The sequence below is a fragment of the Emticicia sp. genome (genome assembly GCF_043780375.1).
Taxonomy (GTDB): domain Bacteria; phylum Bacteroidota; class Bacteroidia; order Cytophagales; family Spirosomataceae; genus Emticicia.
In genome coordinates, this window is record NZ_JAYWCU010000053.1 from 1 (window position 1) to 6,931 (window position 6,931).

Consider the following 6,931-nt stretch of genomic DNA (forward strand, 5'->3'; position numbering starts at 1 on the left):
TAGTTCTGATAATATACGTATATGCACAATTTTAAACTATGAAAGAATGGATGATTTAGTGATTTTTACTCATAAGATTAATTTTTGAAAATTCTTGAAAAAATCCAATCTTTTTATCTTTAAATGTAGTATGCAAGACGATTATCTTTTCGACTAAACAGTAATTTATGCGTATCTTGTTAAAAAATGTATAGACCAAAGCTATGAACATATTGCCCGAACAAAAAGAAGCTCTCATTAAAAAACTTCAAGAAATTAACAATAGAGAAGCTTGTCTAAAGTTTTTTGCACTTTTACAAGAACTCATTGAAGTAACGAACTTTGATATTGACGACCCAAGAATCGCTTTTTCGGTTAGGAAAGACAAGGGAATTACGGCGAATATTAACTTTTATGCGGCACTAAAACTACATCGACAAAATGGTGTTTGGCTCGACCTCATGTTTTTTAAAAGAGATGAAGCTTTGTTTAGCAAATACAAAGAAGTCAAGATTTCGAGGCTTGCCAATAGCTCAGATTTTCTGTACATCAAGATTCCTTTTGAACAAAAACACATCCTCGACGATACAAAAGTGATGAGTGCATGGCAGCATTGCTTAGAAGAATTGAAAGCCACGGCGGTATCGAGTATGAAAAAGGAACACCATAACCACTATATGTATCAAGTTGCCGAAAGCGAAAGCCTGCGTAATGAATTGTTTTGGGAAATGGCAACTCTTAATGAGGGTTATATTTCGGAAACTAATAAAAATGAGGTTTGCGAAAGTGAATCAAAGTATGCAACAAAACTTAATATTCCTCTAAACTTAATTTTCTATGGTCCACCCGGCACTGGAAAAACTTTTGAAGTGCAAAATTTAGCTCAAAATGTTGCGGGTCGGTACGCCGCAGCGGGCGTTCCGCATTACCAGTTCATTACTTTTCATCAGTCATACAGTTATGAAGATTTTTTAGAGGGGATTCGCCCTGTTACTAAAAACGGACAAGTACATTATGAAATATTAAAAGGAATTTTTTATAAATCGTGTTTGGCGGCATTACAAAAAGCAGGCTACAAAACCTTTATGGATTGCTTTGAAGATTCAAAAGAAAATCGTGAGTATAAATTCAAGCAAGCTCCAAGTCAGTTATTAATCATTGATGAGATAAATAGAGCAAATATTTCCAAGGTTTTTGGAGAATTGATTACGCTTGTTGAAGATAACAAAAGGCTCGGTGCAAAAAATGAACTTTGGCTAAATTTGCCTTATTCACAAGAAAGTTTTGGTGTTCCTGCAAATCTGTATATTGTTGGAACGATGAACACCGCCGACCGTTCTATTGCCTTGCTTGATTTGGCATTACGTCGAAGGTTTGAGTTTAAAGAAATGATGCCTAAACCATATCTTTTAAACGAAGTAGAGGATGTTGGTTTAGATAAAATACTAATCACAATTAACCAAAGAATAGAGTTTCTGCTCGACCGCAATCATACTGTTGGGCATGCTTACTTTATTGATTGCCAGTCAATTAGCGATTTGTGTAAGGTTTTTTCTTATAAGATTATTCCTCTACTTCAAGAATACTTTTACAATGATTGGGAAAAAATTAGACTCGTTTTAGGAAGTGATTTAGTTCTAAGAGAAACCCTCAAAACTAAAGCTATTTTTGGCAAAAATTTAGATAATTTTGAAGATGAAAGCTACCGTTATTTTGTAAATCCAGATTTGTTTTCGGGAGAGATAGGAGCGGAGGTTTTTCAAAATTTGTAAGTTGTTGCCTGAGCGAAGCCCCAATGGAATTGCCGAAGGTACAACTTACCCAAAATGCTGCTTCACAATAGCCAAAATATCGCTAAAAGGCAGCGGTTTTATACCTGCTTTTTGATTCAGAATACTAATGTCAGCGGCACGTTTCCAATGCCACATCAAATCTCGGTAGGCTTGCCAAAGATAATATTTGGGGTCGTAGATATGTCCAGGGTCGGAACTTACGCCATTTAGCTCCATTATTTTGATGTTTTTTCCTTCGTAAAGGTCTTCGATGCTCGAAATCTTCAAGTCGAAACGACCATAAAAGAAACCGTTATAGCTTTCGGCAACTTTAGTGAAAACTTCATCTAATTGCTTATTAATCAAATGATTAGCATTTACAAATTTTGTCCCTCGACAATGGTTTCCTATGGGTTCGAGCAAGCGTTTTACACCCAAAGGTAAAACTTCTTTGATACCGTCACCCATACGAGTTTGCAAAGTTTCTAACTGAAATCTGGCACGTGTACTTTGTAAAATTAACTCTTCAATATTTGATTTCCCATCGCCAGTAACAGTTAAAAATTCTTTCAAAGTAAGTGATGAAACCTTGCCTATTTTCTCATTGAGCAAACGACTAAAAAGCACGCCCAGTTCAATAGGAAAAGTAATAAATTCTTGAATTAAATAATCTTCCGAAATCTCACTGTGATATTTCAAAAGTTCTTCTTCGGAATGGATTTTTGCAACCGAATTGCCACGTTCACCCACATTTGGTTTTGCAATAATTGGATAATCTAAATTGTTGATTATCAGTGAATTAGTGATTTTTTCAAACGCCATTCCTGTCTCAATGAAAATAGTTTTTGCCAAATAATCGGGCGAAATATTTTTTAGAATTTCTGTCTTATGTTCGCCATAAAAACCACCTGCTTCAATGCCAGGGTTAACCGCTGTAAAGTATGTCAGAGACTTTGCACGAATGGACTGAAAAATCCAGTAAGGGGCCATCGGCAAGTAAAACAACCACCACGACCAGTATTCGTAATTAAAGATTTTTACTAAAAACAAAGGCATCCGCATAATATTATCCTTTTTTCAAAATAGTTGATACAAAACTAAGCACTTTTGTACGCTCATAAAACAATACAAAAGCACAACAAAGAAAAGTAATTAAAGCCATTCCGAAAAGTTGACCACCGTCGCCCTGTACATCAATGTCTAAAATGGTCAGATGAGAGACGATTGCACCCGTCATAACGCTTATTCTTAAAATTGCACCTATCCAAGAAGTACGTGGAACGAGCAATAGGATTGAAGTCACGAGTTCCGCAATGACTGAGCCAATTCGACCGAAAGGCTCAATACCGAGTGTTGAAAAAATATAGATACTTTCGGGTTGGGCAGTGAATTTAAAATAAAGGGTTTACAGCATAATCATTGCCGCAATAATTTTGGCTAATAAATGATAAAATTTTCATTTTGTAGGAAATTTTTGAATGATATAAATAATTTATATACAGCTAATTACTTGAAAGTTTTTGCCCAGTTTATATCTGCTTGTTTTTTAAGTTTGGCTTCGTCTTTGTTCCAATCATCAAGTGTGTTTGAAAAGAAATTCTTATAAAAAAGGTTGAGAGTTCCATTGACAATCTTAAAGTTTTCGGGGTCAACTTTAACTTTTTCACTTTTTGCCCCCATTGCATACGCACACCAACCGCCATAAGCAGGCTCATATTTTGTATGATTTTTTTTGAACATTTCTAAGTTTGTAGTCGAAGAAAATTTATATGTAATACCATTTTGAATATATGAAATTTTTCCTTTTTGAGGCTTGCCTGTAAAATAGCTCAGAGGGTCATAACCCGAAATAGCTACCCCTTTTTCAACAAGAAAATGTTTTTGTCGAGTTGTTACATTTGCAGCTTCTTGCGAAAAAGCAACGAATGACAATAGCACTAAAAATACTGTTATTTTTTTCATTTTGATTTGTTTGTTGATACAAAGGTAGATAAGTGGAATATTACGAAATGTCGGCAAAATGACTAAATCAAACAAAAATTTTAATAATTTGCATCAGTGCTAACGAAATAAAAAGGTAGCCCATTACACGGTTTACAGAGTATTTCTGTAAGAGTTTTTTAATATGCTCATGGTAGCGATGTGCCAAACGTGCGAATAGACATAAGATAGCAAAAGTACCGATACCAGTACCTAATACAAAAGCGTATTTTGTTGATAAACTATTGATAGCAAATGATTTACTTAAACAAATTAAGATAAAAAACCAAAAAGGGAGTAGCTGAGGATTTAGCATTCCGAGTGAGAAACCTCTAATGAAATCAATGTTTTTTGTGCTGATTTGAAATCTCTTTTCAATAGTATTTACTTGTTTTTGAAACAAATTACTTAAACCCATCACCAAAAATATTGGAATGACCAAAAAGTTTAAAATCTCAAGAATAAACTGGTTTTTTTGCATAAAAAATAGCCCTTTCAATGCCAAGAAAGAATAAATAAATTCAGGAATACTGCCGCCGATGGCGACTAAAACTCCTGCCGAAAGGTTACGGTTTAGTGTTGCCTGAACAACTGCCAAGTTGACTGCTCCAATATGAATTGAGCCTGCAAAGCTAATGAGTGCAACAAGTGAAAATATGATAAAGTCCATCAGTTTTTGAATTTTTTGATACAAAGGAATGGCTTTTAGTAGAAATGAAATGTCTTGTTGCCGACAGTATTTGCAAATTGACACATTTTATTTCGTTACTTTTGTGCAAAAAAAATAGAAAGGAAAGATGAGAAAACTTCAAATGGAAGACCTGAACCGATTGTCGGTGGAAGATTTTAAAGAAACAGAAAAAAATAACTTTTGTATAATATTAGATGATGTCAGAAGTATGAATAATGTTGGCTCGGCATTCCGTACGGCTGATGCTTTTTTGACAGATAAAATTTATTTGTGTGGTATTACGGCAACGCCTCCACACCGAGAAATTGAAAAAACGGCTTTGGGTTCAACCGATTCTGTTGCTTGGGAATATCACGAGAATATCATGGAGCTGATTGAGCAACTGAAAGTTCAAAACTATATCGTGTTGGCAGTGGAACAAGTAGAAAATAGTTTAAAATTGAACGATTTTCAGCCAAAAACCAATCAAAAATATGCGTTTGTGTTCGGAAACGAAGTTTTTGGCGTAAACGAAAAAGTAGTAGAAATGGCCGATAATTGCTTAGAAATTCCACAATTTGGCACAAAACATTCGCTCAATATCTCAGTAACGGTTGGAATTATTTGTTGGGATTTCGTAAGTAAACTATTATCAACGAAAAATTTAAACTAACAAAAATCCTATTGTTCACGAGCCAAAAGGAAATAGGGAAATGCCGAACAGCGAGTTTCGATGCAGTTTCTTATGTATAAAATGGGTAGTAATTTTTGTTGTTTTTGACATGGAAAATTAAACTTAAATTTACGAAATACATTCCGTAAAAACTCTATATACGAAGTTTTTATCTTTTTGGAGGTCTTGATATTCAACAACGAAATTTTCATCGTCTATTCTAAACTGAGTAATACTCAAAGTCTTCAATTTGTTTTCACGGTTCATTTTAATATCATTTCGTACATCACCTTTGCCACCAAAATGATGAAATTTTAATATATCTTCGGCACTATAATTGGGGTTTTCTTGTAAAAAATTATCGAACCAACGTTCACGTTCTTGTATTATTTCGGGAGTATAGAGCGTAACCGAGGACCAAATTTTTGGTGTATAGGCACCATGAGTTTTATGAAAAATTTTTCGTCCCGTCCATCTTATTTCGTTGATAGTTAGTATATTATCTCTACTTAGAACCACTAAAGTAAAAGGCTCAATATTATCGAAATTATAGTTTTTTAGAAACTTGTTGACATCAAAATATTTATAAAAATCTAAGATTACTTTTCCTCGACTGTGGCGATAGGGTGGGGCAGGAATATGTTTCTCAAAACCACCATTGAGCAAACAAAGTGTAAATGTATCGCAACCACCAATCCAAGTGCCGCCGCCAAAAGGGTCTTTTGGGAAAAGGATATAACGATTTTCAATTTTATATTTTCGAGGTGGAATTGCCGATTCTCGCACTACACTTTCATCTCGATTTGATGTGAAAATAAAGCCGTTGGGCGGCGTTCCGTTGGATGTAGGAAGATAGGTGAGAACGCACATGAAAATTTACTATTTACGATTGGAAAATATTTTTTTTGCATTAATCATTCACCATTATTACATTCTCTTCCCTGTGTTTAACTGTTGAGTAAGCTACGCCAAAGTTTTTTGGAATGAATATTTTTGGAAAGTTTTCTTGTAAACCAATGCGTATGAGGGCATAGTGATGAATCGAATGCTCAACCAAATAGACCACTTCTCGCATAAAATTAGTTTCGATAAAGTCTTGATTATAAGTGCAATAACTCACTGCTAATAACAAAGGCTCATTCGGATTTTTGATTGACTCAATACTGTTTTCAATTTCATGCAAACAATTTATCGTAAATTTTAAGTCATTTTCGAGCATTAAGTTACGTTCTCTGGCATCGTAATCTACAACTCCATTACATAAGCCTTTGAGCAAACATTGATAAAATTCTACCACATGGCGAGTATGTTGACCCATGCTGCTTCCGTTAAGGACGGCAAGCGACTGATTATATTCATTGGGTTTAAGCTGCTTGAGTAAATCAGTCAATTGTCTGACAACTTCTATATAAACATTGTTTTTCATTGTTGCGTATTTACTGTTATCGTGATGGTTGTGGTATCGCCGAGTAAGGCACTTTTGTCGCCTACTCCATACTCGGTTCGGTTGATGGAGAAAGTGCTTTTGAAAATCGCTTGCGTGCCATTAGGTATAAAAGTGAAAGGGATTTTTATATTTTTTGTTACATTTTTGATTGTCAGATTGAAATAACCTGTGTATTCGTTTTCTTTGATGTTTTTCTCAATTTTGGTCGAAACCATCGAAATTTTAGGATATTTTTCTACATTAAAATAATCTTCATCTCGCATCGTATTGTCTCTCATATTAATACCAGTATTGATACTTTTTGCATCAATTGTTGCTTTGATAGATGCCGTAGAAAGATTCGTAGCATCGAAAAATATTATTCCTGAAAAACCTTTAAATGTACCATCGGCGGTTGCTCCTAACGAGTG

Annotated in this window: 9 protein-coding genes; 2 read left to right on the forward strand and 7 right to left on the reverse strand. The window is 34.6% G+C overall.

Annotated features, from left to right (window positions below; translation table 11 throughout):
* Positions 1-203: 203 nt before the first annotated feature.
* Positions 204-1,751, forward strand: coding sequence for an McrB family protein (locus ACH2CJ_RS03620; RefSeq protein WP_394990799.1), 1,548 nt, complete (start codon positions 204-206; stop codon positions 1,749-1,751).
* 45 nt (positions 1,752-1,796) lie between these two features.
* Here ACH2CJ_RS03620 and ACH2CJ_RS03625 read toward each other — a convergent pair whose 3' ends face one another.
* The 4 genes from ACH2CJ_RS03625 to ACH2CJ_RS03640 form a co-directional block, all read right to left on the reverse strand.
* On the reverse strand, positions 1,797-2,807 hold the full coding sequence (locus ACH2CJ_RS03625) for a hypothetical protein (protein ID WP_394990801.1): 1,011 nt from the start codon (positions 2,805-2,807) through the stop codon (positions 1,797-1,799).
* Positions 2,808-2,817: 10 nt separating this feature from the next.
* Positions 2,818-3,054: a hypothetical protein gene (locus tag ACH2CJ_RS03630; RefSeq protein ID WP_394990802.1), complete on the reverse strand. Its 237-nt coding sequence runs from the start codon at positions 3,052-3,054 to the stop codon at positions 2,818-2,820.
* A 203-nt stretch (positions 3,055-3,257) separates the two neighbouring features.
* Positions 3,258-3,713 (reverse strand): YHS domain-containing (seleno)protein, encoded by a 456-nt coding sequence (locus ACH2CJ_RS03635; protein ID WP_394990803.1) that lies wholly within the window; start codon positions 3,711-3,713, stop codon positions 3,258-3,260.
* 67 nt (positions 3,714-3,780) lie between these two features.
* A complete protein-coding gene (locus ACH2CJ_RS03640) occupies positions 3,781-4,401 on the reverse strand; it encodes a LysE family translocator (protein ID WP_394990804.1) in 621 nt (206 codons plus the stop codon).
* A 127-nt stretch (positions 4,402-4,528) separates the two neighbouring features.
* On the opposite strand from ACH2CJ_RS03640, the gene ACH2CJ_RS03645 reads away from it, so the two are divergent.
* The gene (locus ACH2CJ_RS03645; protein ID WP_394990805.1) at positions 4,529-5,074 is read left to right on the forward strand and encodes an RNA methyltransferase; all 546 of its coding nucleotides are present in this window, start codon (positions 4,529-4,531) and stop codon (positions 5,072-5,074) included.
* A 129-nt stretch (positions 5,075-5,203) separates the two neighbouring features.
* Here ACH2CJ_RS03645 and ACH2CJ_RS03650 read toward each other — a convergent pair whose 3' ends face one another.
* The 3 genes from ACH2CJ_RS03650 to ACH2CJ_RS03660 all read right to left on the reverse strand — a co-directional run.
* A complete protein-coding gene (locus ACH2CJ_RS03650) occupies positions 5,204-5,944 on the reverse strand; it encodes an NRDE family protein (protein ID WP_394990806.1) in 741 nt (246 codons plus the stop codon).
* A 40-nt stretch (positions 5,945-5,984) separates the two neighbouring features.
* On the reverse strand, positions 5,985-6,500 hold the full coding sequence (locus ACH2CJ_RS03655; RefSeq protein WP_394990807.1) for a hypothetical protein: 516 nt from the start codon (positions 6,498-6,500) through the stop codon (positions 5,985-5,987).
* The coding region (locus ACH2CJ_RS03660; protein WP_394990809.1) for a YceI family protein at positions 6,497-6,931 on the reverse strand (435 nt) is incomplete at its 5' end. The genes ACH2CJ_RS03660 and ACH2CJ_RS03655, both read right to left, overlap by 4 nt.